The organism is Polaribacter sp. WD7, from assembly GCF_003335085.1.
GTDB lineage: Bacteria > Bacteroidota > Bacteroidia > Flavobacteriales > Flavobacteriaceae > Polaribacter.
Genome location: NZ_QPEJ01000016.1, coordinates 58,055 through 82,960, shown reverse-complemented (window position 1 = coordinate 82,960; position 24,906 = coordinate 58,055). Strand labels below are relative to the sequence as shown.

24 protein-coding genes and 1 other RNA gene are annotated in these 24,906 nt (G+C 30.9%); 16 read left to right on the top strand and 9 right to left on the bottom strand.

Annotation, left to right across the window (positions count from 1 at the left end; translation table 11 throughout):
* The first annotated feature begins 3 nt into the window (after positions 1 to 3).
* The 4 genes from DUT90_RS04415 (at position 4) to DUT90_RS04400 (ending at position 4,848) form a co-directional block, all read left to right on the top strand.
* Positions 4 to 894 (top strand): DUF4835 family protein, encoded by an 891-nt coding sequence (locus DUT90_RS04415; RefSeq protein WP_114425775.1) that lies wholly within the window; start codon positions 4 to 6, stop codon positions 892 to 894.
* A 69-nt stretch (positions 895 to 963) separates the two neighbouring features.
* Entirely contained in the window at positions 964 to 2,616 is a 1,653-nt protein-coding gene (recN, locus tag DUT90_RS04410; RefSeq protein WP_114425773.1) for a DNA repair protein RecN, read from the top strand.
* A gap of 145 nt (positions 2,617 to 2,761) precedes the next feature.
* On the top strand, positions 2,762 to 3,568 hold the full coding sequence (locus DUT90_RS04405) for an enoyl-ACP reductase (RefSeq protein WP_114425771.1): 807 nt from the start codon (positions 2,762 to 2,764) through the stop codon (positions 3,566 to 3,568).
* Between the two features lie 311 nt (positions 3,569 to 3,879).
* Positions 3,880 to 4,848, top strand: a complete 969-nt coding sequence (locus tag DUT90_RS04400) for a glycosyltransferase (RefSeq protein WP_309477131.1) — start codon at positions 3,880 to 3,882, stop codon at positions 4,846 to 4,848.
* 60 nt (positions 4,849 to 4,908) lie between these two features.
* On the opposite strand, the gene mazG is transcribed toward DUT90_RS04400, so the two are convergent.
* From mazG to ruvX, 4 genes are all read right to left on the bottom strand, one after another.
* The gene (mazG, locus tag DUT90_RS04395; protein WP_114425767.1) at positions 4,909 to 5,688 is read right to left on the bottom strand and encodes a nucleoside triphosphate pyrophosphohydrolase; all 780 of its coding nucleotides are present in this window, start codon (positions 5,686 to 5,688) and stop codon (positions 4,909 to 4,911) included.
* Entirely contained in the window at positions 5,688 to 6,110 is a 423-nt protein-coding gene (locus DUT90_RS04390; RefSeq protein ID WP_114425765.1) for a DUF5606 domain-containing protein, read from the bottom strand. The genes mazG and DUT90_RS04390 overlap by 1 nt, the downstream gene beginning before the upstream one ends.
* A 46-nt stretch (positions 6,111 to 6,156) precedes the next feature.
* Positions 6,157 to 6,747 carry a peptide deformylase gene (def, locus tag DUT90_RS04385; protein WP_114425763.1) on the bottom strand — a complete coding sequence of 197 codons (591 nt, stop codon included), beginning with the start codon at positions 6,745 to 6,747 and terminating at the stop codon, positions 6,157 to 6,159.
* An 81-nt stretch (positions 6,748 to 6,828) separates the two neighbouring features.
* The gene (gene ruvX, locus DUT90_RS04380; protein ID WP_114425761.1) at positions 6,829 to 7,239 is read right to left on the bottom strand and encodes a Holliday junction resolvase RuvX; all 411 of its coding nucleotides are present in this window, start codon (positions 7,237 to 7,239) and stop codon (positions 6,829 to 6,831) included.
* Positions 7,240 to 7,367: 128 nt separating this feature from the next.
* On the opposite strand from ruvX, the gene DUT90_RS04375 reads away from it, so the two are divergent.
* The 6 genes from DUT90_RS04375 to DUT90_RS04350 all read left to right on the top strand — a co-directional run bounded on the left by DUT90_RS04375 (position 7,368) and on the right by DUT90_RS04350 (position 13,416).
* A complete protein-coding gene (locus tag DUT90_RS04375; protein ID WP_114425759.1) occupies positions 7,368 to 8,180 on the top strand; it encodes a hypothetical protein in 813 nt (270 codons plus the stop codon).
* Between the two features lie 98 nt (positions 8,181 to 8,278).
* Positions 8,279 to 9,094, top strand: coding sequence for a 2,3,4,5-tetrahydropyridine-2,6-dicarboxylate N-succinyltransferase (locus tag DUT90_RS04370; protein WP_114425758.1), 816 nt, complete (start codon positions 8,279 to 8,281; stop codon positions 9,092 to 9,094).
* 10 nt (positions 9,095 to 9,104) lie between these two features.
* Positions 9,105 to 9,866: a glycosyltransferase family 2 protein gene (locus tag DUT90_RS04365; RefSeq protein ID WP_114425756.1), complete on the top strand. Its 762-nt coding sequence runs from the start codon at positions 9,105 to 9,107 to the stop codon at positions 9,864 to 9,866.
* Entirely contained in the window at positions 9,856 to 10,839 is a 984-nt protein-coding gene (locus tag DUT90_RS04360; RefSeq protein ID WP_114425754.1) for a glycosyltransferase family 2 protein, read from the top strand. Before DUT90_RS04365 ends, DUT90_RS04360 begins: the two co-directional genes overlap by 11 nt.
* Positions 10,840 to 10,896: 57 nt before the next feature.
* Complete coding sequence (locus DUT90_RS04355; RefSeq protein ID WP_114425753.1) at positions 10,897 to 11,871, top strand: Stealth CR1 domain-containing protein; 975 nt, start codon at positions 10,897 to 10,899, stop codon at positions 11,869 to 11,871.
* A 129-nt stretch (positions 11,872 to 12,000) separates the two neighbouring features.
* Complete coding sequence (locus tag DUT90_RS04350) at positions 12,001 to 13,416, top strand: CCA tRNA nucleotidyltransferase (RefSeq protein ID WP_114425751.1); 1,416 nt, start codon at positions 12,001 to 12,003, stop codon at positions 13,414 to 13,416.
* Here the strand turns inward: DUT90_RS04350 and DUT90_RS04345 are convergent.
* The 4 genes from DUT90_RS04345 to DUT90_RS04330 all read right to left on the bottom strand — a co-directional run bounded on the left by DUT90_RS04345 (position 13,408) and on the right by DUT90_RS04330 (position 18,537).
* Positions 13,408 to 15,237, bottom strand: coding sequence for an ABC transporter ATP-binding protein (locus DUT90_RS04345; RefSeq protein ID WP_114425749.1), 1,830 nt, complete (start codon positions 15,235 to 15,237; stop codon positions 13,408 to 13,410). The genes DUT90_RS04350 and DUT90_RS04345 overlap by 9 nt on opposite strands.
* Positions 15,237 to 16,952: a phospho-sugar mutase gene (locus tag DUT90_RS04340; RefSeq protein ID WP_114425747.1), complete on the bottom strand. Its 1,716-nt coding sequence runs from the start codon at positions 16,950 to 16,952 to the stop codon at positions 15,237 to 15,239. The genes DUT90_RS04345 and DUT90_RS04340 overlap by 1 nt, the downstream gene beginning before the upstream one ends.
* Positions 16,953 to 16,994: 42 nt before the next feature.
* The gene (locus DUT90_RS04335) at positions 16,995 to 17,951 is read right to left on the bottom strand and encodes a glycosyltransferase family 2 protein (RefSeq protein ID WP_114425745.1); all 957 of its coding nucleotides are present in this window, start codon (positions 17,949 to 17,951) and stop codon (positions 16,995 to 16,997) included.
* A gap of 64 nt (positions 17,952 to 18,015) precedes the next feature.
* Positions 18,016 to 18,537 carry a DUF4199 domain-containing protein gene (locus DUT90_RS04330; protein ID WP_114425743.1) on the bottom strand — a complete coding sequence of 174 codons (522 nt, stop codon included), beginning with the start codon at positions 18,535 to 18,537 and terminating at the stop codon, positions 18,016 to 18,018.
* 163 nt (positions 18,538 to 18,700) lie between these two features.
* Here DUT90_RS04330 and ffs point away from each other — a divergent pair.
* From ffs to DUT90_RS04305, 5 genes are all read left to right on the top strand, one after another.
* Positions 18,701 to 18,799: signal recognition particle sRNA small type (gene ffs, locus DUT90_RS04325), an RNA gene on the top strand.
* Between the two features lie 76 nt (positions 18,800 to 18,875).
* Positions 18,876 to 19,679 (top strand): SDR family oxidoreductase, encoded by an 804-nt coding sequence (locus DUT90_RS04320; protein WP_114425741.1) that lies wholly within the window; start codon positions 18,876 to 18,878, stop codon positions 19,677 to 19,679.
* A gap of 222 nt (positions 19,680 to 19,901) precedes the next feature.
* A complete protein-coding gene (gene fsa, locus DUT90_RS04315) occupies positions 19,902 to 20,555 on the top strand; it encodes a fructose-6-phosphate aldolase (RefSeq protein WP_114425740.1) in 654 nt (217 codons plus the stop codon).
* 116 nt (positions 20,556 to 20,671) lie between these two features.
* Complete coding sequence (gene menD, locus DUT90_RS04310; protein WP_114425738.1) at positions 20,672 to 22,330, top strand: 2-succinyl-5-enolpyruvyl-6-hydroxy-3-cyclohexene-1-carboxylic-acid synthase; 1,659 nt, start codon at positions 20,672 to 20,674, stop codon at positions 22,328 to 22,330.
* Positions 22,330 to 22,749 (top strand): DNA-binding protein, encoded by a 420-nt coding sequence (locus tag DUT90_RS04305; protein ID WP_114425737.1) that lies wholly within the window; start codon positions 22,330 to 22,332, stop codon positions 22,747 to 22,749. The genes menD and DUT90_RS04305 overlap by 1 nt, the downstream gene beginning before the upstream one ends.
* A 20-nt stretch (positions 22,750 to 22,769) precedes the next feature.
* Here the strand turns inward: DUT90_RS04305 and DUT90_RS04300 are convergent, their stop codons facing one another.
* Positions 22,770 to 23,927 carry an alpha/beta hydrolase-fold protein gene (locus DUT90_RS04300; RefSeq protein WP_114425735.1) on the bottom strand — a complete coding sequence of 386 codons (1,158 nt, stop codon included), beginning with the start codon at positions 23,925 to 23,927 and terminating at the stop codon, positions 22,770 to 22,772.
* Between the two features lie 68 nt (positions 23,928 to 23,995).
* On the opposite strand from DUT90_RS04300, the gene DUT90_RS04295 reads away from it, so the two are divergent.
* Positions 23,996 to 24,835 (top strand): 1,4-dihydroxy-2-naphthoyl-CoA synthase, encoded by an 840-nt coding sequence (locus DUT90_RS04295; RefSeq protein ID WP_114425733.1) that lies wholly within the window; start codon positions 23,996 to 23,998, stop codon positions 24,833 to 24,835.
* Positions 24,836 to 24,906: the final 71 nt, after the last annotated feature.

Sequence of the window (24,906 nt, the reverse complement as noted above, 5' to 3'; positions counted from 1 at the left end):
CTAATGCGTAAATTAGTTTTTCTTTTTGCCTTGTTATTGTTAACCATTAATACAAATGCTCAAGAACTAAATTGTCTGGTAAATATCAATTACAATCAAGTTCAAGGTTCTAATACACAGGTTTTTAAAACGTTACAGCAAGCACTTGCGGAGTTTATCAATCAAACAAAATGGACCAACAGAGAAGTAAAGCCAGAAGAGCGTATTAATTGCGCAATGAACATTATCATCAACTCGAGAAATGATAATACTTTTGATGCAGATCTGCAGATTCAATCTACAAGACCTGTTTACGGTGCAACCTATGAAACTCCGTTATTAAATATAAGAGATAATGATTTCAATTTTAGTTATAATGAATTTGAACCATTGATTTACAATATAAATTCATTTGACAGTAATTTGGTATCTACTATTGTTTTTTATGTAAATATTATTTTGGGTGTAGATGCAGATTCATTTAAATTAAAAGCAGGTGAACCTTATTTAAAAGAAGCTCAAAATGCAATGTTGCAAGCTCAACAAAGTGGATTGTCTTCATGGCAGAATGTTGTTGGTAAACAGAATCGTTTTTTATTGATTGACAATTTACTCTCATCAAAATTATCAGACTTTAGAATTGGCATATATAACTACCATAGAAAAGGTTTAGATAACTTTTCTTCAAATCCAACGTTTGCCAAACAAACTGTAGAAGATGCCGTAATTTATATGGAAAATTTATTTAACAAGACTGTTGGTAACTATTTAATTCGTGTCTTTTTTGATGCCAAGTCAGATGAAATTGTGAATATCTATTCAGAAGGCCCCAAAACCAGAAAATTAAATAGATTGACTAAAGTTTTGCAAAAAATATCTCCAAACAACAGCTCTAAGTGGAAGAATATTAATTAGTTTTATACATAAAACTTTTTCTTTCTTTATTTTAAATTCACTAATTTTAGTCCATAAAAATTAGTCGATTTGCTAAAGCAACTTTCTATAAATAACTACGCTTTAATCAATAGTTTAGCTATTGATTTTTCTGAAGGATTATCCATCATTACAGGAGAAACCGGAGCAGGAAAATCTATATTACTAGGTGCCTTAGGTTTGGTTTTGGGTAATAGAGCAGATTTATCTTCATTAAAAGACACTTCACAAAAATGTGTAGTTGAAGCAAAAATTAGTATTACAGATTATAATTTACAAGACTTTTTTGAAGAAGTAGATTTAGACTATGAGGCAGAAACCATCATCAGAAGAGAAATTTTACCATCAGGTAAATCTAGAGCATTTGTTAATGATACCCCAGTTGTATTATCAGTTTTAAATCAATTAAGAACGCGGTTAATAGATGTGCACTCGCAACATCAAACCATGCAATTGTCTGATGCTACTTTTCAGTTCTCCATTTTAGATGCATTAGCTGATAATTCAAAAAGAATTGCATCTTATAAAAGAGGATATCAGCAATACAATCAATTAAAAAAGGAACTTTTACGTTTAGAAGAAGAACAACAAAATGCAAACCAACAATATGATTATAACTTGCATTTGTTTAAAGAATTGGAGGAAGCTAAGATTCAAGCTGATGAACAGGAAGATTTAGAGATTACTTTAGAGAAGCTGAACAATATTGAAGAAATCAAACTCAATTTGTCAGAAGCCTTAGAAATCTCTATAAATGAAGAGATAGGGATTCAAAATTTATTAAATACGCTAGAAAGTAGATTGTCTAAAATTGCTAATTTTTCTAAAGAATATCAAGAAATATCAGAAAGAGTTGTATCTGTTAAAATAGAGATAGATGATATTGTAGCAGAGTTAGAAACGGCAAATGAAAATGTTGATTTTAACCCAAATGAAGCAGAACAAATTAATGATAGATTGCAACTTTTGTACAATTTACAGAAAAAACATTATGTAAGTTCAAATAAAGAACTGTTAGTTGTTTTTGAAGAGCTCTCTCAGAAAGTAGCCCAAGTAATATCTGCAGAAGATATCATCAATCAAAAGAAAAAAGAAATACAAGAGGTTACCGTTAAATTAGACAAAGTAGCTGATTTAATTTCTAAAGCAAGAATTAGCGCAATACCCAAACTAACAAAAGAGTTGCAAACTTTATTGACAGATTTAGGTATGGGAAATGCACGTTTTTCCATCAAAATAAAACCCTCAAAATCTTACTTTTTAAACGGAAAAGACGAACTAGAATTTTTATTTTCCGCTAACAAAGGAGGCAATTTTGGTGAGTTAAAAAAAGTAGCTTCTGGCGGAGAATTATCTCGAATAATGTTGTCTGTAAAAAAGGTGTTGTCAGAAAACACACAATTACCCACCATTATTTTTGATGAAATAGATACAGGTGTCTCTGGTGAAGTGTCTAACAAAATTGCAGCAATTATGCAGCAAATGAGTAACAATATGCAGGTAATTGCCATTACACACTTGCCCCAAATTGCAGCAAAAGGTAACAACCATTATAAGGTGTATAAAAAGGAAATTAATGGAGCAACCACCACCAATTTAAAACAATTAACCAAAGAAGAAAGAGTTGTTGAAATTGCAGAAATGTTAAGTGGTAAAAATATCTCTGACTCTGCAATTACACATGCAAAAGAATTATTGAATTAGTTTTAAGAACAAAGAACAAAGAACAAAGAACAAAGAACAAAGAATAATCATTTCTAAATGAGCTTTTTACCTATTTAGAAAACCAACAACCAAAAACCAAAAACAAACAACTAATAGCTAACAACGATAAACCAATAACCACAATATGTACAACTTACTAAAAGGAAAAAAAGGAATCATTTTCGGAGCATTAAATGAACATTCTATTGCTTGGAAAGTAGCAGAAAAAGCACATGAACAAGGTGCAGAGTTTGTATTAACCAATGCGCCAATTGCTATGAGAATGGGTCAGTTAGATGCTTTGGCAGAAAAAACAGGTTCTCAAATTGTACCAGCAGACGCAACTTCTATGGAAGATTTAGAAAACTTAGTAGAAAAATCTATAGAAATTCTAGGTGGCAAAATAGACTTTGTATTACATTCTATTGGTATGTCTGTAAATGTTAGAAAAGGAAAACCATATACAGACCCAAAATACGATTTCACTACAAAAGGATGGGACGTTTCTGCGGTTTCTTTTCATAAAACCATGAATGTTTTGTACAACAAAAAGGCTATGAATGAGTGGGGTAGTATAGTGGCCTTAACTTATATGGCAGCACAAAGAGTTTTTCCAGACTATAATGATATGGCAGACAACAAAGCTTTTTTAGAATCTATTGCACGTAGTTTTGGGTATTTTTTTGGTAGAGATCATAAAGTAAGAGTCAATACCATATCGCAATCGCCAACACCAACCACTGCCGGTAGTGGGGTAAAAGGTTTTGATGGTTTTATTGCCTATGCAGAAAAAATGAGTCCGTTAGGTAATGCCACCGCAGCAGATTGTGCAGACTATACCATTTCTTTGTTTTCAGATTTAACAAAAAAAGTAACCTTGCAAAATTTATTTCATGACGGAGGTTTCTCAAATATGGGGGTAAGTGATGCTGTAATGGAAAAATTTGAGTAAGTAAATCTTGTAATTACGTATAAAGTGAAGCAATCATTTTTTTAGAAGCAGAAACCTGCTTTCGCTACTCGCTTTTTTTAGTTTGTTCTCGATACAAATTTGTTCATTCTTCACAAATTTACTCGAACTGACACTAAAAAAGAGCTCAAACAGACCGCTCAATCAGGGCTAAACTTTTTTGCTAGCTTTTAGAATAATTTAAAATTGAAAGTTTTTAATTTAAGAACTTTCAATTTTTTTATTTCTTACATTTGAATTAGCAATTAGCAATTAGCAAAAACCAACAACCAACAACCTACAACTAAACCCTAATAACCAACAATATCAAAACAAACTTTTCCATAATCATTCCAGTTTACAACCGTCCACAAGAAATAGAAGAGTTGTTAGAAAGTCTTATAAAACAAGATTTTACAGAAGATTTTGAAATTCTTATTATAGAAGATGGATCAACCCAAAAAAGTGATGAAGTTGTAGTAAAATATCAGAATCAACTCAATTTAAAATACTTTTTTAAAGAAAATAGTGGAGCAGGAGCAAGCAGAAATTTTGGAATGGAAAAAGCGATAGGAAATTATTTTATTATTTTAGATTCAGACGTTATTGTTCCAAAACATTATTTATCAGCAGTAAAAAAAGCATTAGATATTAATTTTACAGATGCTTTTGGTGGGCCAGATGCAGCTGATAAAAGTTTTACACTATTACAAAAAGCAATCAATTATGCTATGACTTCTGTATTAACAACAGGAGGTATTCGAGGTAAAAAACAAGCAGTAGGTAAATTTCAACCTAGAAGTTTTAATATGGGGCTGTCGCAAACAGCGTTTAGTATTACACAAGGTTTTTCTAAAATGAAAAACGGAGAAGATATCGACTTAACGTTTAGATTGTGGGAAAATAATTTAGAAACACAATTAATCGAAAAAGCATTTGTATATCATAAACGTAGAACATCTATCACACAGTTTTTTAAACAAACCTATGGTTTCGGTACTGCAAGACCTATTTTAAACAGAAAATACCCAAAAACAGCAAAAATTACCTTTTGGTTTCCAAGTCTATTTATTTTAGGTTTAGATCTAAGTATTTTAATGGCAATTTTTGGATGTTTAACACCCTTAGCAATTTACTATGTCTATTTTATTGTGTTGTTTATAGACTCCGCTTTTCAAAACGGATTTAGAGTTGCCTTTTTAAGCATATTAACTACGTTAACGCAGTTTTTTGGATATGGGTTAGGATTTTTAGAATCGCAATTTTATCCAAAGAAAAAATAGTTGTCAGTTCTAGTAATTTTGAGTTCACTAAAAATAGTATCGAGGACTTAAAACTAAAAATTACTTATAAAGCGCTTTAGATTTTTCCCAATACAGATCCATTTCTGCCAAAGACATTTCAGAGAGTTGTTTGCCTTCTTTTTTAGCCGCTTTTTCTAAAAACTGAAAACGGTTTATAAATTTTTTATTGGTTTTCTCTAAAGCATTTTCTGGGTTTACTCCAATAAAACGCGCATAATTAATCATAGAAAAAAGCACATCACCAAACTCTTTTTCAATATTTTGTTGGTTTCCTTTTGCAATTTCTTCATTTAACTCAGCAAGTTCTTCTTGAACTTTTTCCCAAACTTGTTCAGGTTGTTCCCAATCAAAACCAACACCAGCTACTTTATCTTGAATTCTATTGGCTTTTACCACTGCAGGTAAACTTTTAGGAACGCCTTCTAGAACAGAACTTTTGCCTTCTTTTAATTTTAATTGCTCCCAATTGCGTTTTACATCATTCTCATCTTCAACCTTAACATCTCCATAAATATGAGGATGTCTGTCTATTAATTTGTCACAAATACTATTGGCAACATCAGCAATGTCAAATGCATTTTTTTCGCTACCAATTTTTGCATAAAAAACGATGTGTAACAACACATCGCCCAATTCTTTTTGTATTTCCGATAAATCATTTTCTAAAATAGCATCAGCAAGCTCGTAGGTTTCTTCTATTGTAAGATGGCGCAAACTTTCTAAAGTTTGCTTTCTATCCCAAGGGCATTTTACCCTTAAGTCGTCCATAATATCTAACAACCTATTTATTGCAGCTAACTGATCTTTTCTAGAATTCATTAAGCTTCTGCTTCTGTTTCTTCTGTGGTTTCTTCAGTTTTTGTAAAGTCCATACCAGCTTCTACCAAAATATTATACCACTGAATTACCTTTTTTATATTAGAAGTATACACTCTTTCTTCATCATAGTTTGGCAATGCCTCTAAGAAAAAAGCTTCTAATTTTTTACCACTTTCTTTATGAGAAATAGCAGCTTTACCTTCAGTTTTTTCGTTTATTGCTTTAAAAACATTCCATAAAGGCAAGTCTTCTTCATAAGTATAAATAGCAATATTTTCTAACAAACTGACATTTTGAGTTGCATTTATAGCCAACCTTTTTTTATCAATCAAAGATTCTGCAATAATTGCATTTTTAGATTGAGAGATTACTTGAAACAATCCTGGTTTGCCAGTTACCGATATAATTTTATTAAACTCCATTTGTGTCTTTTATATTTTTGATGTCACTTCGATCGCAGTCGAGTAGTTATTTACCTTTTTTTGCATTTGGAAAACGCATTCTATAATCAGAATTTATTTTTCCTTTAGAAATATTTTCTAATTTTTTCTTAATCAATCTTTTTTTAAGAGAAGAGAGTTTGTCTGTAAACAAAACACCTTCAATATGATCATATTCGTGCTGAAAAACACGCGCAGCTAATCCTTCTAAAACTTCTGTATGTGTGTTAAAATCTTCATCTTGATATTCAATAGTAACTTTAGGCTTTCTAAAAACATCTTCACGCACATCAGGAATACTTAGACAGCCTTCATTAAAAGCCCATTCATCTCCTTCTTCTTCTAAAATTTTAGCATTTATAAATACTTTGTTAAAATCTTTTAAAGCTGTTCTGTCTTTTTCAGATAAGTCTTCATCTTCTGCAAAAGGAGAAGCATCAATAAGAAATAAGCGTATAGATTTACCGATTTGAGGAGCTGCCAAACCAACACCAGATGCATTGTACATGGTCTCTTTCATGTTGGTTATAAGTTCATTTAATTTAGGGTAATCTTTGTCTATATCTACAGCAACTTTGCGTAGTACAGGATCTCCATAAGCAACAACAGGTAGTATCATTATTTTGTTTTTTTGCGTTGCAAAAGTACAACTTCAAAAGTGCTAATGCCAAATTTTAAATTATGAATTTACGCTCAAAGTTTATTGGCTATACAGATACGATTGCAGAATTATGGTGGCACTTATCTCATCTATTAGCCCTTTGTTTCGTCTCTGTTTTCTTTTCATCCCACTATCAATCATGGTCTGTACAGCCATTTTAGAGGTAAAACGTTCGTCTACTCTTTGTATAGGGATGTTTGGTAATGCTTTAGATAGTTTTTCTAAAAATGGGATAATAAAAGCTTCACTTTGACTATCTGTATTATTCATTTGTTTTGGTTTGCCTACAACAAAAAGAACTACATTTTCTTTAGTTACATATTGTTTTAAAAATAAAATAACGTCTTCTGTAGCAATGGTTGTTAAACCAGATGCAATAATTTGCAGCTCATCAGTAACAGCAATTCCCGTTCTTTTGGTGCCAAAATCTAAGGCTAAAATTCTACCCAAATCAATTTAATTTGGTAGCAAAGTTAGTATTAAAAATTAGAAATGCTTTATTTAAGTTTTAATTTGCGACATCAAGTTTTTATAATAACTTTGTTTGTCTAAAAAAACATTAAGCATTTTTATTTTTAATGAAATTATTAGCTGTTTTAGTAAATTATGGAGATGAGCAATTATCTTATTTAGAGCAAGTTGTTGCTGCCTTAAAACGTTTTAAAAAATACGAAGTAACCGTAATTGTGCAGTCAAATATTCCTTTAGAAATAGAAGGTGTAGATATCGTTAATGTAGTTGTTTTAAACAACTATCAATTACTGCCGCTAACGTGTAGAAAAGAGATTTGGAAACGTAAAGATGAATACGACGTATTTATTTACGGAGAAAATGATCATTTGTTTTTAGAGAAACATGTAGATAAGCACATTGAGTACAGTAGTTTTTTACCAGAAAATAGAATACCAGGTTTAATTCAATATGAAAATGACGGAGGAGATTTTTATTATGTTGGGTATCATAGCCATTTTGATTGGGATTACGATTCTGTAGAAATACACAATGGCAAAAAGTTTGCATATTTTTCTAATACCCATCAAGCTACGTTTATACTCACAAAAAAGCAACTAGAAAAGGTGGGTAATACTATTAATTTCGAAAAATTAATACGTTATAAACCCTTTTATTTATATAATAATTTCGCAAATTCTATTCGTAAAAAGTTTAAAAAACCAATTGTAGAACCTTTTAGATATAGTTTAAAATGTAAGGTAAATACAGATGTGTATGATTTTGGAGGAATGAAGAAAGTAATTTGTATTTCAGAATTTGAAGACAATCGTATTCATCATTTACCCAATTTGTATATAGAAGGTTTAAAAGGGAGACGAAAATTAAATTCAGACGAAGACAGAATGCGTTTTGCTTTACAAAAAATGCTCAAAAACTAAAAAACAGAATAAACAAACAATACATATCTGTTTAAAAAACAAATATTTATTTTAAATTATATAGGTACATTTATATTTACAGAAATTAATACATAACAATGAAAGAAATTAGAGAAATCATTGAGTCAGCTTGGGAAAATAGAGAGCTGTTAAAAGATGAAAATACAATTACTACCATTAGAAAGGTAGTAGATTTGTTAGATAAAGGAGAGTTGAGAGTAGCAGAACCAATAGAAGGAGGTTGGCAAGTAAACGAGTGGGTCAAAAAAGCAGTTGTTTTGTATTTCCCTATTCAAAAAATGGAAACACTAGAAGCTGGTATTTTTGAATATCATGATAAGATTCCATTAAAAAGGAATTTTGAAGCAAGAGGAATTAGAGTAGTACCTAATGCGGTAGCAAGACACGGAGCTTATATTTCTGCAGGAACTATTTTAATGCCAAGTTACGTTAATATTGGTGCTTATGTAGATGAAGGAACTATGGTAGACACATGGGCTACAGTAGGGTCTTGTGCTCAAATAGGTAAAAATGTACACCTTTCTGGAGGAGTAGGTATAGGTGGTGTTTTAGAGCCTTTACAAGCAGCACCAGTAATTATTGAAGACGGAGCTTTCATTGGCTCTAGGTGTATTGTGGTAGAAGGCGTTAGAGTAGAAAAAGAAGCCGTATTAGGTGCTAATGTTGTGCTAACGATGAGTACAAAAATTATTGATGTAACAGGAGATGAACCCGTAGAAATGAAAGGTATTGTACCAGCAAGATCAGTGGTGATTCCAGGGAGCTATACTAAGAAATTTGCAGCAGGAGAGTATAACGTACCTTGTGCATTAATTATTGGAAAAAGAAAAGAAAGTACCAATAAAAAAACATCTCTTAACGACGCATTACGTGAATACGATGTAGCTGTTTAAGAAATAGTATATGACAAAAATAACAGCAATAATCCCCACTTTAAATGAAGAAATTCATATTGAAGATGCCATTAAATCTGTACGTTTCGCAGATGAAATTATTGTTATAGATTCTTATAGTACAGATAAAACGATAGCAATTGCTGAAAAAATGAATGTAAAAATCATCAAACGAAAGTTTGATGATTTTTCTTCTCAAAAAAACTTTGCCATAGATCAGGCTAAACACTCTTGGATTTATATTTTAGATGCAGATGAGCGTGTTACACCAGCAGTAGAAAAAGAAATTTTAGAAGCTGTTAACAATCCACAAGGTTTTGTTGGTTTTTATGTAAGAAGAACATTTTATTTTGCTGATGAAAAAGTAAACTATTGCGGTTTTCAAAGAGATAAAGTAATTCGATTATTCTTAAAAGAGTTTTGTAGGTATAATGGAAATCCTGTACACGAAACCATAGCAGCAAAAGGAAAACTAGGTTTTTTTAAAAACAAAATAGACCACTTCTCTTATAGAAGTTTTGATCATTATATTGCTAAAATGAATCATTACGGAGCTTTAAAAGCACAACAATTGCACGAAAAAGGACAAAGCGTAAATATATTTCATGTAACTGTAAAACCGCTAGCAAGATTCTTTATTCATTATATAATAAGATTAGGGTTTTTAGATGGTTTTGTAGGTTTTTTAGTAGCCAATACACAAGCATATGGCGTTTTGGTAAGGTATATAAAACTATGGCATTTAAACAAAAGAGCTAAAAATGGGCTCTAAAGAACGCGACATAGATATCTCAATTATTACAGTAACTTACAAAAGTTGGGATACACTACGTGATCTATTAAACTCTATTCAACAATCAATTTGCAAAGATCTAAATATTGAAATAATTATAGTTGATAATTATGCACAAGATTCTGAATATTTAAGTGTTTTAAAAGAATTTCCAAATGCTATTTATATCAAAAACCCTAAAAATAGTGGTTTTGCAAGCGGTTGTAACATAGGAGCAAAAAAAGCGAAAGGAGCATACTACTTATTTTTAAACCCAGATACTATAGCAACTAAAGAAGCCGTTTCTAAAATGTATGCTTATCTCAAGCATCATGATAATTGCGGTATCGTTTCTTGCAAACAAAAGAAAATGGATGGTACTTTTGAGAAAATAAAAAGGTACTTTCCTAGATTAAGTACAATTTTTGGTTTTTTTAGAGTTGTTAATAATAATGCTTTAGAAAGAAACACGAAAGAAACAGAAAATTTTCTTTACCCAGAGTGGGTTTCTGGTGCAGTTGTATTTATGTCTAGTTCATGGTTTTCTAAAGTTAACGGTTGGAATGAAGATTATTGGATGTATTATGAAGATATAGAGTTGTCTAAAAATATACGAAATTTAGGAGGGGAGGTAGTACTCTTAAAAAACTGTTTTATCATACACAAGCATGGAGTATCTTCTAGAATTAATATTAAAACCACTGCAATTACGAAAACGGAAGTATTAATATCCAAGCACGTTTATTTGCATAATAATTTTTCTAGATTTTATCGTTTTTTTCTACAATCTATTGTATTGTTTTATAACGTATTTTCAAAATTAATTATCGCAATAGTAAGTTTGCCTTTGTGTTTTATACCAAAAGCAAGATTGCAAATTTTACTTTTATTAAATATAGCTAATTATTACATTTCTGCATTACAAAATGGAACTTGGTTAAGTAAACGATCTGTAAATTATGGCAAAAAATAACTACAAAATTTTACTTTTTTCTAGTACAAAGTTGCGTTAGCAAATAGAATAACTTATATGAAAGCAAATAATCAATTAAAAATAGATGCAGTTATTAGTTGGGTAGATGGTTATGATAAACAATGGCAACAAAAAATAAACCAATATTTAGAAAAAAAAATTGATTGGACAGATAAAGAAGCAACTACAAGTTATAGTTCTGTCAATGAAATAGAAATTTGTATTACTTCTATTTTAAAATTTGCCACATATATTAAAAATATTTATGTTGTTACGGATGAACAGTACCCTAAAAATTTTGATGTTTTAAAAGTCAAAGCGCAACAAAAAGGAGTTTGTTTAAAGCAAATAGATCACCGTATTATTTTTAAAGGTTTTGAAGATTTTTTACCAACATTCAATTCTAGATCCATAGAAACAATGTTGTATAGAATACCAAATTTAGCGGAACATTTTGTGTATTTTAATGATGATTTTTTTTTAATACGAGAGACAAAACCATCTGATTTCTTTGTAAATGGAACTCCAATGCTAAGAGGAAAGTGGTTGCATTTTAATGAAAATCTTTTTTATAAGAGATGGTTTTCTAAAGTATCAACCAAGGCTACTCATAAAAAATCGAAAGAAAAAGCAGCTAAATTAGTAGGTTTTCCAAAACATTTTAGCTTTCATCATACGCCAAAACCCCTTAGAAAATCTACTTTTGAAAAGTATTACGCAAACAACAAATCTATTTTAATACAGAATATAAAGTATAAATTTAGAAATATCAATCAATACGCATCTCAGGGTTTAGCAAATCATATAGAAATTAAGAACAAGACTTGTGTATTAAAAAAAGAATATAAATTACTGTATATAGAGGGGTATAAGTCAAAAAAAATAGGATTGAAGTTATTTGTAGATCGTATGTTTTCATCCAACATATTTATGTGTATACAAGATTTTGAAATCCTTTCCAAACCGTATATGGAACGAATTTTAGTGTGGATTGATAAAAAACTAAATACCAATTTTAAAGAATCACTTTAAATATTCCTTTTTAGAAATAGAGATTACTATTTTGAAAGGCATTTTTTAAATAGTAAATTTGCCCTCATTAAAAACAAACTGTATTTAAAAGTTTTACAATTATTGCAACTAACTATTCGTAAATCATCAATGCAAAATCATCAAGAAGCACTAACTAATCCTATATTTAAGGTAATTTCTAAAGCTGCTAAATTATTGGCAATAGACAGCTATGTTATTGGTGGGTTTGTACGTGATTTTTTTTTAAAAAGAGGCACCGTAAAAGATATTGATGTTGTTGCTGTTGGCAGCGGTATAGAATTGGCATTAAAAGTTTCTGAATTACTACCAAACAAACCCAAAGTACAGGTTTTTAAAACTTACGGAACAGCAATGTTGCGTTATAAAGATATTGAAATTGAGTTTGTAGGAGCTAGAAAAGAATCGTATTCTGAAGAAAGTAGAAATCCAGAAGTAACTTCTGGAACCTTACAAGATGACCAAAATAGAAGAGATTTTACCATAAATGCTTTAGCGTTAAGTTTAAACGAGGCTAATTTTGGAGAGTTGTTAGATCCGTTTAACGGTATTAAAGACTTAGATCATAAAATCATCAAAACTCCTTTAGATCCAGATATTACATATTCTGATGATCCTTTACGAATGATGCGTGCCATTCGTTTTGCAACACAATTAAATTTTACTATTGAAGAAACATCTTTAAGTGCAATTGCTAAAAACTCTTCTCGTTTAAAAATCATAACAAGAGAACGTATTGTAGATGAGCTTAATAAAATTATTGCTGCTACAAAACCTTCTGTTGGGTTCTTATTGTTAGAAGAAACGTATCTTTTAAAACAAATTTTACCAGAATTGACTGCCCTAAAAGGTGTTGAAGAGATAGAAGGGCAAAAACACAAAGATAATTTTTACCATACTTTAGAAGTGGTAGATAATATTGCAGAAAACACACAGAATTTATGGTTACGATGGGCAGCTTTGTTGCACGATATTGGTAAGGCTCCTACAAAAAAGTTTCATAAAAAAATTGGATGGACGTTTCATGCTCATGAATTTGTAGGCTCTAAAATGGTGTTTACACTTTTTAAGCGATTAAAGATGCCGTTGAACAATAAGATGAAGTTTGTTCAGAAAATGGTATTGTTAAGTTCTAGGCCAATAGTGTTGGCATCTGAAGTAACAGATGCTGCTATTAGACGTTTGGTGTTTGATGCAGGCGATGATATTAACGAATTAATGACGTTGTGTGAGGCAGATATTACGACTAAAAACCCGAAGAAATTTAAGCGTTACCACAAAAATTTTGAGTTAGTTAGAAAAAAGATAAAAGAAGTAGAAGAACGAGATCGAGTTCGTAATTTTCAACCACCAGTTACTGGAGAAGAGATTATGAAAGCGTTTAATTTAAAACCATGCCGTGAAATAGGGCAAATAAAGGAAGCTATAAAAAATGCAATTTTAGATGGAAAAATTCCTAATGAACACGAGGCTTCCTATAATTTTATGCTAAAGAAAGGACAAGAACTGGGATTAGCATTAGCTTAAACTCTGCATATTTACCAACTTAAAATACTCTCCTTTTTGTTTTAAAAGTTCGTCGTGTTTTCCTTGTTCTACAATTTTTCCTTTCTTCATAACTACTATCTTATCTGCTTTTTGAATAGTAGATAATCTATGTGCAATAACCAAAGAAGTTCTGTTTTGCATCATTTTTTCTAGTGCAATTTGCACCAACTGTTCAGACTCTGTATCAAGCGCAGAAGTAGCTTCATCTAAAATCATAATAGGTGGATTTTTCAACACTGCTCTCGCTATAGATAAACGCTGTTTCTGACCTCCAGAAAGCGTGTTTCCACTATCTCCAATGTTGGTTTTAAATTGTTCTGGTAGTTGTTGTATAAATTCATTTGCATTTGCAATTTCAGAGGCCTCAAAAACTTCTTTTTCAGATGCGTTAGGTTTGCTTAGTTTTATATTGTTTTCTATCGTGTCATTAAATAATATTGAATCTTGAGTAACAATACCCATTAGGTCTCTCAATGATTTTTTGGTTATATTTTTAATGTTTTCGCCATCAATTAAAATTTCACCTTTATTTACATCGTAAAATCGAGTAACAAGATTAGCTAAGGTAGATTTTCCACTTCCAGATTGACCAACTAGGGCAACAGTTTCTCCTTTGTTAATGGTTAAAGAAAAGTCCTTTAAAACGTACTCTTTTTTATATTTAAATGAAATGTTTTTAAAAGTAATTTCTTGCAGAAAACCTTTTTTTACAGCTGCGTTAGGAATCTCTTTAATACTGTTTTCTGTATTTAGTATTTGCATTATTCTTTCTGCAGATGCTTCTCCTTTTTGAACATTATAATACGAAGTTGTAATTAATTTGATAGGGTTTAGTACCGTATAAAATAATACAATATAACCCATGAATTCATCAGGTTGCAAAGAGCTGGTGTTAGACAAAACCTCTGTTCCACCATACCAAAGAATAGCAATTATAGTAGCAGACCCCAAAAACTCACTCATAGGTGAAGCTAATTTTTGACGATGAAAAACGCTAGTCATCAACTTTTTAAAAGTATTGGTAGAATTGTTGAATTTGTCTTTAATAATTTTTTCAGAATTAAAGCCTTTTATAACTCTAAGACCTCCTAACGTTTCTTCTATAAAAGATAAAAATGTACCCGTTTCTTTTTGAGCTTTTTGCGAATTTGCTTTTAGTTTTTTACTGATAGATGAAATGATAAACCCTGATACAGGAAGTAAAATAAAGACAAAGAGTGTTAATTTTACACTCATAAATAGCATGATGGCTATAGAGATGGTAACTGTAAGAGGTTCTCTTATAATTACTTGAATAGAAGTTAGTATAGAGTTTTCTACCTCTTGTACATCGGCACTCATACGTGCTATAATATCACCTTTTTTCTTTTCTGTAAAATAGGCTATTGGTAGTTCTATGATTTTATCATACAATTCATCTCTAATATCTTTTACAATACCTGTTCTTAAAAATGCAATGGCATAAGAAGCCAAATACCTGAAAAAGTTTTTTAGAAAAAATAAAGACAAGGCTAACAAACAAACAAATAAAAGCGTGTCTATAACTCCTTGAGTTTCTATTTTCTGAGCAATATAGTAGTAAAAGTTGTCTTTTAGGTAGTCTGCAAGATTTAAAAAACCTTGATAATTTGGTTTTTTTACAACTTTTTTTTCAACTTCAAACAGAATATTTAAAACCGGTATAAAAGCTAAAACAGATAATACATTAAAAATAGCATAGAGAATATTAAAGAGAATGTTTAACAGTGTAAACTTTCTGTATTTCTTCTCGTATTTTAGAATGTCTCTAAAATGATTCATTAATTCAATTTCATCTCTGTTATAATTCTTTGAATTTTAGCATCTAATTCTGCTTCAACATTTTCAGCATTTTCTATAGCATCTAATGAGGTATTTACACTAAAATAGAATTTTATTTTTGGCTCAGTACCACTTGGTCTTGCTGCAATTCTTGTACCTGATTTTGTTTGATATATCAAAACATTAGATTTAGGCAAATCTATTTCAGTAACTTCTCCAGTGATTATATTTTTTCTAGTAGATGCTTGATAATCTGAAAGTGATTCTATCTTTTCGCCATCAATTTCTGTTAATGGGTTGTTGCGCATGTCACTCAACATCTGTTTAATTTCTGCAGCACCATCCATCCCTTTTTTAGTAATAGAAATTAAATGTTCTTTGTAAAAACGATCTCTAGTATAAATAGCTAGTAACTCCTTGTAAAAAGAACTGCCTTGTTGTTTCGCATACGCGGCAACTTCACAGGCCAAAAGTGTTGCGGTAACTGCATCTTTATCTCTTACAAAATCGCCAACCATGTATCCAAAACTTTCTTCTCCACCACCAATAAAATTAAGCTCAGGAAAATCTTTTACCATTTTAGCAATCCACTTGAAACCTGTTAAACCAACTTTGGTTTCTACACCGTAGTTTGCTGCAACATCATTTACCAATTCTGTAGAAACAATTGTAGAACCCACAAATTGCTTTCCATTAATTTTGCCTTCTTCTTTCCATTTTTTAAGTAGAAATTCAGTCATCACAACCATAGTTTGGTTTCCGTTCATCAACTTCATATTTCCGTCTAAATCTCTAACAGCAACACCTAATCTATCACAATCTGGGTCTGTACCAATCACAATATCAGCACCTATTTTATTAGCCAAATCGGTTGCCATTTCTAAAGCTTCTGGTTCTTCTGGATTGGGCGATTTTACTGTAGGAAAATCACCATCAGGTGCTTTTTGTTCTTCAACAATATGCACATCTGTATAACCCGCTTCTAACAATGCATCAGGAACAGACATAATAGAAGTACCATGTAAAGAAGTGAAAACAATTTTTAGATTTTCTCTAGCTACATTTGGAGACAAAGACCCGTTTTTTACAGCGTTTTTAATAAACACTTTATCTACATCTGTGCCAATAATTTGAATCAAGTCTTCTTGAGCATCAAAATTAATTTCAGAAAAATCTAGTGCATTTACCTTTGCAATAATTCCACCATCATGTGGCGGTACAATTTGACCACCATCTGCCCAATATACTTTATAGCCATTATATTCTGGCGGATTGTGAGAAGCTGTTAAAACAATACCAGCATCACACCCCAAATGTCTTACTGCAAATGACAACTCTGGTGTTGGTCTTAAATCTTCAAATAAAAATACTTTTATGTTATTTGCCGATAAAACATCTGCAACAACTTTTGCAAATTTTTTACTGTTATGTCTACAATCGTAAGCAATAACAACTTTTAGTTGTTCTTTATGTACATTTTCTATCAAATAATTAGATAACCCTTGAGTGGCTCTACCTAAGGTATATTTATTAATTCTATTGGTTCCAGCACCCATTGTACCTCTCATACCTCCTGTACCAAACTCCATATCTTTATAAAATCTATCGGCTAAATCTTCAGGATTATTTTGTAGTAAAGTTTCAATTTCATTTTGGGTTTCTGCATCAAAAGTGGGAGTTAACCACTGCTTTGCTTTTTCAAGAATTTCGTTCATTGGTTTAAATTTGATTGTATAAACTGGTACAAATATACAAGTTTAGATATTTAGTTTTTCTTTTATATTATAGTGTTTTTCATCATTTTTTGTTTTTATGATGAGTTCTCCAATAAAACCTGCAAGAAATAGAAGCGTTCCTAATATCATAGAGGTAAGTGCTATGTAAAACCATGGGTTATCCGTCACTAAAATTGTTTTAATACCATAGTATACTTTATAGAGTTTGTATGCACCAATATAAAAGGCTAAAGATGTTCCAAACAAAAACATGAAACTACCCCAAAGGCCAAAAAAATGCATGGGTCTTTTACCAAATTTAGATAAAAAAGAGATGGTAATTAAATCTAAAAAACCATTTACAAAACGGTCTATTCCAAACTTAGTTTCTCCATATTTTCTAGCTTGATGTTGTACAACCTTTTCGCCAATATTACTAAATCCTTCATTTTTAGCAAGAACAGGAATGTACCTGTGCATTTCTCCGCTTACTTTTACGGCTTTTACAACTTCGTTTTTATAAGCTTTAAGACCGCAATTAAAATCATGTAATTTTAAACCAGAAGTTTTTCTGGCAGCTGCATTAAATAATTTTGAGGGTATATTTTTAGTGATTATGTTGTCGTATCGCTTTTTTTTCCAGCCAGATATTAAATCAAAATTATCTTTAGTAATTAGATTGTATAATGCTGGAATTTCTTCTGGATTGTCCTGTAAGTCAGCATCCATAGTAATAACAACATTACCTTTTGCTAACTCAAAACCAGCATCTAAAGCCTGAGATTTACCGTAGTTTTTTTGAAACCGGATTCCTTTAATTTCTGTATGTTTTTTAGATAATTCTTTGATTACGTTCCAAGAATTATCTGTGCTACCATCATCAATAAAAATAATTTCATATAAATAACGATTGGATTGCATAATTTTTGCAATCCAATCGTATAATTCTTGTAAAGATTCTTCTTCGTTCAAAAGTGGTATTACTACCGAAATATCCATATATTAAATTAAGTAGATTCTGTTAAAAGTCAAATTTAAAAATTTTAAACTTAAAAACAGTTTGTTAATATGCTTCTTCTTCAGACTTTTTCATGATTGCAGCAGTAATTGCAGAAAATACAAAACCTAAAAAGGCAGCACCTAAAAGAGCAAAAGCGGCCATCATTCCTGGTCCTTGAAAGTTTTTACCCATTTCCATTTGTGCTTCAATTTGTTCTTCAGTCAAACCAGCATCTGTTAATTGTTGTTGTTGCACTTCCATCAATTGGTTCATAAAATCTGGTTCTATAAAATTGATAAAAATTTGTTGATAAATAATAGCAATTAAAACACCAACCATAATGGTACCTAAGCCTACTTTAACCCCTTGACCCCAAGACATAAAACCGTTGTTATTGGTTTTAAATTTTTTCATTGCTAACACAATAAAAAGTATCATAATACCTATGCCAATTAAGCTGCTTACTAAGCCTTGTTCTAAATGTTTACCCAGTGCATAAAGTATTACACTTGTTAATACAGACGCTAAACCATAATATAAACCGTGATTTAAGATTATACCTTTACTGTTTGCTTGATTTTCCATTGTTTTTTAGATTAGTTAGTTATACAAATATATCATTTCATTTTGATTTATTAAGATGTCAATAAATCGTTTTGCAAACTATTAGTACTGAATGTTATAGAAATGTTACATAAAAATTATAATTTTTTAATTGTTTAAATAAAAATAGATTGTAAATTTGCAGCGGCAAGTCCTACACAACTAGCTCCCTTTGAATCCCCCAGGGTGGGAACACAGCAAGGGTATTAGGTTGTAGCAGTGTGATGTAGATAGCTTGCCATTTTTTGTACCCCAAACTTTCCTTGTCATTTATTTTTTGTTAATTCGTAGTTTATAATTGTTAAATCATAATTATTTGTATGTCTAAAGTTGTTTTGATTACAGGTGCATCATCTGGAATAGGAAAATCTATAGCCGTTTTTTTAGTTCAAAAAGGATATAAAGTATATGGTACCAGTAGAAGCCCTAAAAATATAGAAAATTACCCTTTTGAACTAATTGCATTAAATGTCTTAGAGATTGCTACTATAGAAAAAGCCATTGATTTTATTATAGCAAAAGAAGGTAAATTAGATGTTTTAGTAAACAACGCTGGTATGGGAATAACAGGTCCTGTAGAAGATACTCCGACAGTTGAAATGAAGGCTGTTTTTAATACCAATTTTTTTGGAGCTATAGATGTCATGAAAATGGTTTTACCACAAATGCGTAAACAAAAATCAGGTTTTATTATAAATGTAACCTCTATTGCAGCTTATATGGGGTTGCCTTATAGGGGATTGTATTCTGCATCTAAAGGAGCTTTAGAGTTGGTTACTGAGGCTACAAGTATGGAAGTTAAAAAATTTGGAATTCAGGTTGTTGCTATTGCACCTGGAGATTTTGCAACTAATATTGCAGCTGGTAGATATCACACACCTGTTTTTGAAAATTCTGCTTATAAAGAAAATTATCAATTAAATTTAGATGTAATGGATGCGCATGTAGATTCTGGAATGCACCCAGATGAGATGGCGAAGGCAGTCTATAGTATTATAAATGTAACAAAACCAAAAATTCATTACAAAGTTGGAGATTTTATGCAAAAATTTTCAATAGTACTAAAAAGAGTTTTGCCAGATAGGGTTTACGAAAAACTATTAATGAATCATTATAAGATGTAATTTTATTTATAATTGATCTAAAAATAGTTTTCTTTATTGTCTAAACTTTCTTTTTGAGTAACTATCTTTGCGTTAGGGATTGAAGTGGAAATCCTTTTTTAATTTTTGTTTGAGTAAATTTGCTTTTAGGCAAATTTGTATCGAAAACAAATTAAAAAAGATTGCAATGTAAAGCCCGCTCGAACGCCCAAAAAAAAAGGAATCAACACAATTTAAATACATATGAAATTTTTTATTGATACAGCTAATTTAGAGCAAATCAAAGAAGCACAAGCCTTAGGAGTATTAGACGGAGTAACTACAAACCCGTCTTTAATGGCTAAAGAGGGTATTACAGGACAAGAAAATATTATTAACCACTATAAAGCTATCTGTGAGTTGGTAGATGGCGATGTTTCTGCAGAAGTAATTTCTACAGATTTTGATGGAATGGTTAAAGAAGGTGAAGCATTGGCTGCTTTAAACCCTCAAATTGTGGTAAAATTACCAATGATAAAAGACGGAGTAAAAGCGTGTAAATATTTCTCTTCTAAAGGAATTAAAACAAACGTTACTTTGGTGTTTTCTGTAGGGCAAGCATTATTGGCTGCAAAAGCAGGAGCAACTTATGTATCTCCTTTTTTAGGACGTTTAGATGATATTTCTACAGATGGTTTAAACTTAATAGACGAAATTAGAACGGTATACGATAATTATAGTTTTGAAACTCAAATTTTGGCAGCTTCAGTGCGTAATACTATGCATGTTGTAAATTGTGCAAAATTAGGTTCTGATGTTATGACTGGACCTTTAAGCGCTATTGAAGGTTTGTTAAAACACCCTTTAACAGATAGTGGTTTGGCTAAGTTTTTAGAAGATTATAAAAAAGGAAATTAATCAAATTTAGTTAACTATATCAAAATCAGAAAGTAGAGAATTCACACTACTTTCTGATTTTTTTATAAATAAAACCTTTTTTGGTTTGTAACTTTGTTACTTTCTAACCTATAAGAATGTTTCCAAAAAAAGAACTTGCACAATTAGTTATTTCTGCGTGTCATGAATTTGATATAGATACTGTTGTCATCTCTCCTGGATCTAGAAATGCCCCTTTAACAGTAGGTTTTTCTAATCATTCTAACATTGAAACATATAGTGTTGTAGATGAGCGTTGTGCTGCTTTTTTTGCTTTGGGTATTGCCCAACAGAAACAAAAGCCTGTGACGGTTTTATGTACTTCTGGATCTGCATTACTAAATTATTATCCTGCAGTAGCAGAGGCTTTTTATAGTAATATTCCTTTGGTTGTTATTTCTGCAGACAGACCAAAGCATTTGATAGATATAGGTGACGGACAAACCATTCGTCAAGAAAACGTATTTAACAATCATATCCTATGTTCAGCAAACCTAATAGAGAATACTAAATTTACTGCTAGAAATTCTCAATTAATAGGTGAAGCACTGCAAACAGCAACCTCACAAAAAGGACCTGTACATATAAACGTGCCTTTTGACGAGCCTTTGTACGATACAGTATCAGAGTTAAAAAGTTATCATTTTCCTAAGATTTCTACTAGTTTTTTAGACAATTCTAATATAGACTATGATAATTTGGCTTCTATTTGGAGCGCATCCGATAAAAAGATGATATTGGTTGGGGTAAATTATCCTAATGAACAATTACACAGATTAATAGATTTATATGCTGAAGATGATTCTGTACTTATTTTTACAGAAACTACTTCAAATTTGCATCATAAGAAAGCTATCAATTCTATAGATCAATTGATTTTTTCTTTGAATGAAGATGATTTTAAAGCTTTGCAACCAGATGTTTTAATCACCTTTGGGGGAATGATAGTTTCTAAAAGAGTAAAAAAGTTTTTAAGAAATTATGCCCCAAAACATCATTGGAATGTTGATGAACGAAAAGCAACCAATACGTTTTTTTGTTTGTCAGAATTCATTCAAACCAATCCAATCGATTTTTTTACCAATTTTAATACTAAAATAACTAGATTAAAAAGTTCATACCAGCCCAAATGGTTGGCTATAAGAGATGAGCGAAGAGTAAAACATGCTAAATATTTAGCACAAATAACACACTCTGATTTTAAAGTTTTTGAACAGGTTTTAGAAAGCGTTCCTAACCATAGTCAGTTACAAATTAGTAATAGTGCAGTAATTAGGTATGCGCAACTGTTTACTATAAATAGTACATTAGAAGTATTTTGTAATAGAGGTACCAGCGGAATAGATGGTAGTACATCAACTGCTATAGGAGCAGCAGTGGTGTATAAAAATAGGACTATTTGTATTACTGGAGATTTGAGTTTCTTTTACGATTCTAATGCGTTATGGAACACAAATATTCCTAAAAGTTTTAGAATTATTTTGATTAACAATTCAGGAGGTGGAATTTTTAAAATCATTCCAGGACCAGCAACTACAAACGCTTCAAAATATTTTGAAACTCCTCATTGTCTAACAGCAGAACATTTGAGTAAAATGTATGGCTTTAAGTACCAAAAAGCATACTCTACAGAAACCGTACAACAAGAATTACAAACATTTTATCAAGAATCAGAACAGCCTAAAATTTTAGAGATTTTTACCCCAAGTTCTGAGAATGACCAAATTTTAAAAAAGTACTTTAAATATATATATTGATGGATTTACAGATAGGAGATAAAGTAGCGTTGATTATTGAAACCGAAACCGCTTTAGGCTATGTGGTTTCAATAGATGAAGAATTTGAAGGTTTGTTGTATAGAAACGAAGTTTTTGAAGATTTAGAAATTGATATGGAAGTTGATGGTTACATTAAAAATATTAGAGAAGACGGTAAAATAGACGTTGCCTTAAGACCACAAGGTTTTAGAAATGTAATTGATATAGATGTAGATAAAATACTAAATAAACTTAGAGATAGTAGAGAGGGCTTCTTGTTGTTAACAGATAAGAGTTCTCCAGAATCTATAAAGTTTCATTTAAAAATGAGTAAAAAAGCTTTTAAAAAAGCAGTAGGTAATTTATATCGTCAAAAATTGATTGTTTTAAAAGAAGACAGAATAGAATTGGTAAAATAATAGATCATTTATCACTAAAATTACTGACCTCCTAAACGTAAAATATTTTCATAAAAAGCATCAGCATTTTTGTCTGAAGGATCCATTTTTCCGTACCCTATTTTGTAATACTTTAATGCTTTTTTGTACATTTTTCCACTTTCATAATAACGGCCAATATAATAATCTCCCAGAGGAGAAGAAGGAAATAACTTTAGTATCATTTTACCAAATTCACGCAACTGGTCTCCATTTTCTTTTTCAATTACTATTTTTTCAATCGCATAAATATCTTGTTCTCTAATACCTAAATTACTACCAAAAAGAAATTCTATTTCTAGATATTTATTTTCTAAATAAGCAATAGCATCAACAGGAGAGAGGTCTTTTACGTTTTTTTCAAACTCTTCTTTAGAAATTGCTGAGTAAATCTCAAAAATTTTGGTCATGGCTCTAGGTATAGCTTCACTCATTGCAGAAATGCTACTTACTGTTCTTATAGTATCATTAATCACGTTAAAATTTTTCATTTTTAAGGAAGAAAGCCCTTTTTGTAATTCACCAATTTTAGTTTGTTTTTTTGATGAAAAAGAAGTCGAATTGTTAATGTAGAGATAAAAAGTATTATCCTCTCTTAGAAATTTACCAAAATTATAGGTTTGAAATTGCTGCCCCACAAAATCAGAAAAAGTAGGGTTAATACAGATGTAAGAATTGATAAATGGTTGAGATTCTTTTAAATAATGAGTAATTAAGTTTGCAGAAGTACCCTCGCCAATTAAAGAAATAAACGGAGAAGTTCTGTATGTACTTTCCATATAAAAAATAACTTCATCTCTTATAAATTGATAAAAAGAAGTGTTGTCTGTGGTTAAGCTACCATTATTAATATTAAAATAGGTATCCTTTTTTCTAGAATCTTTCATAGAAATACCTACTACAATTTGCTTGGGTGCTTTGTCTTTGTTTGCAAATAACACAGAGTTGCCTACGTAAGTGTCAAATAAATATTCAGCATCAAAAACTACTGCTAACGGATAATTTTTAGTACTATCTTTTTCATATCCTTGAGGCAAATAAATTTTAAGATTTCTAGTAGTTTCTAGGATGTCAGATTCTAATTTTTTAGTAATAATTTTTTGAGAAAATCCGCAAAAGTAAAAAAAGGCAAATATTAGTACGAACGATTTCTTTATCATAAATTTGATTCTTTATTTTTGTAATAAATTTTTAGGTTCTTTTAAAAGAACGTCCAAAATACAAAATTATGATACAACCTGAATGGAAAACCGTTAAAGAATACGAAGATATTACGTATAAGAAAAGTAATGGTGTTGCTAGAATTGCATTTAATAGACCTAATGTAAGAAATGCATTTAGACCTAAAACTACATCAGAATTATACGATGCTTTCTATGATGCAAATGAAGATGTAGACATAGGGGTAGTTCTACTTTCTGCAGAAGGCCCAAGCACCAAAGATGGCGTATATTCTTTTTGTTCTGGAGGAGATCAAAAAGCAAGAGGTCATCAAGGTTATGTAGGAGATGATGGTTATCATAGACTAAATATTTTAGAAGTACAACGTTTAATCCGTTTTATGCCCAAGGCGGTAATTGCAGTCGTTCCTGGTTGGGCAGTTGGTGGCGGTCATAGTTTACACGTGGTTTGCGATTTAACGCTTGCTAGCAAGGAACACGCTATTTTTAAGCAAACAGATGCAGATGTAACCTCTTTTGATGGTGGTTACGGTTCTGCGTATTTGGCAAAAATGGTAGGGCAGAAAAAAGCAAGAGAAATCTTCTTTTTAGGAAGAAATTATTCCGCGCAAGAGGCTTATGAAATGGGTATGGTAAATGCTGTAATTCCGCATGCAGAATTAGAGGATACAGCTTATGAATGGGCTCAAGAAATTTTAGCCAAAAGTCCAACTTCTATAAAAATGTTAAAATTTGCTATGAATTTAACAGATGATGGTATGGTTGGTCAACAAGTTTTTGCAGGAGAGGCAACTCGTTTGGCATATATGACGGATGAAGCAAAAGAGGGGAGAGACGCTTTTTTGGAAAAAAGAAAGCCAAATTTTCCAAAAAAATGGATACCATAAAGTTAACGGTATTGGTTTTTAAATACGGGGTTTTAGTTAAAATATGATTCCAACAACTATATACCATCAAC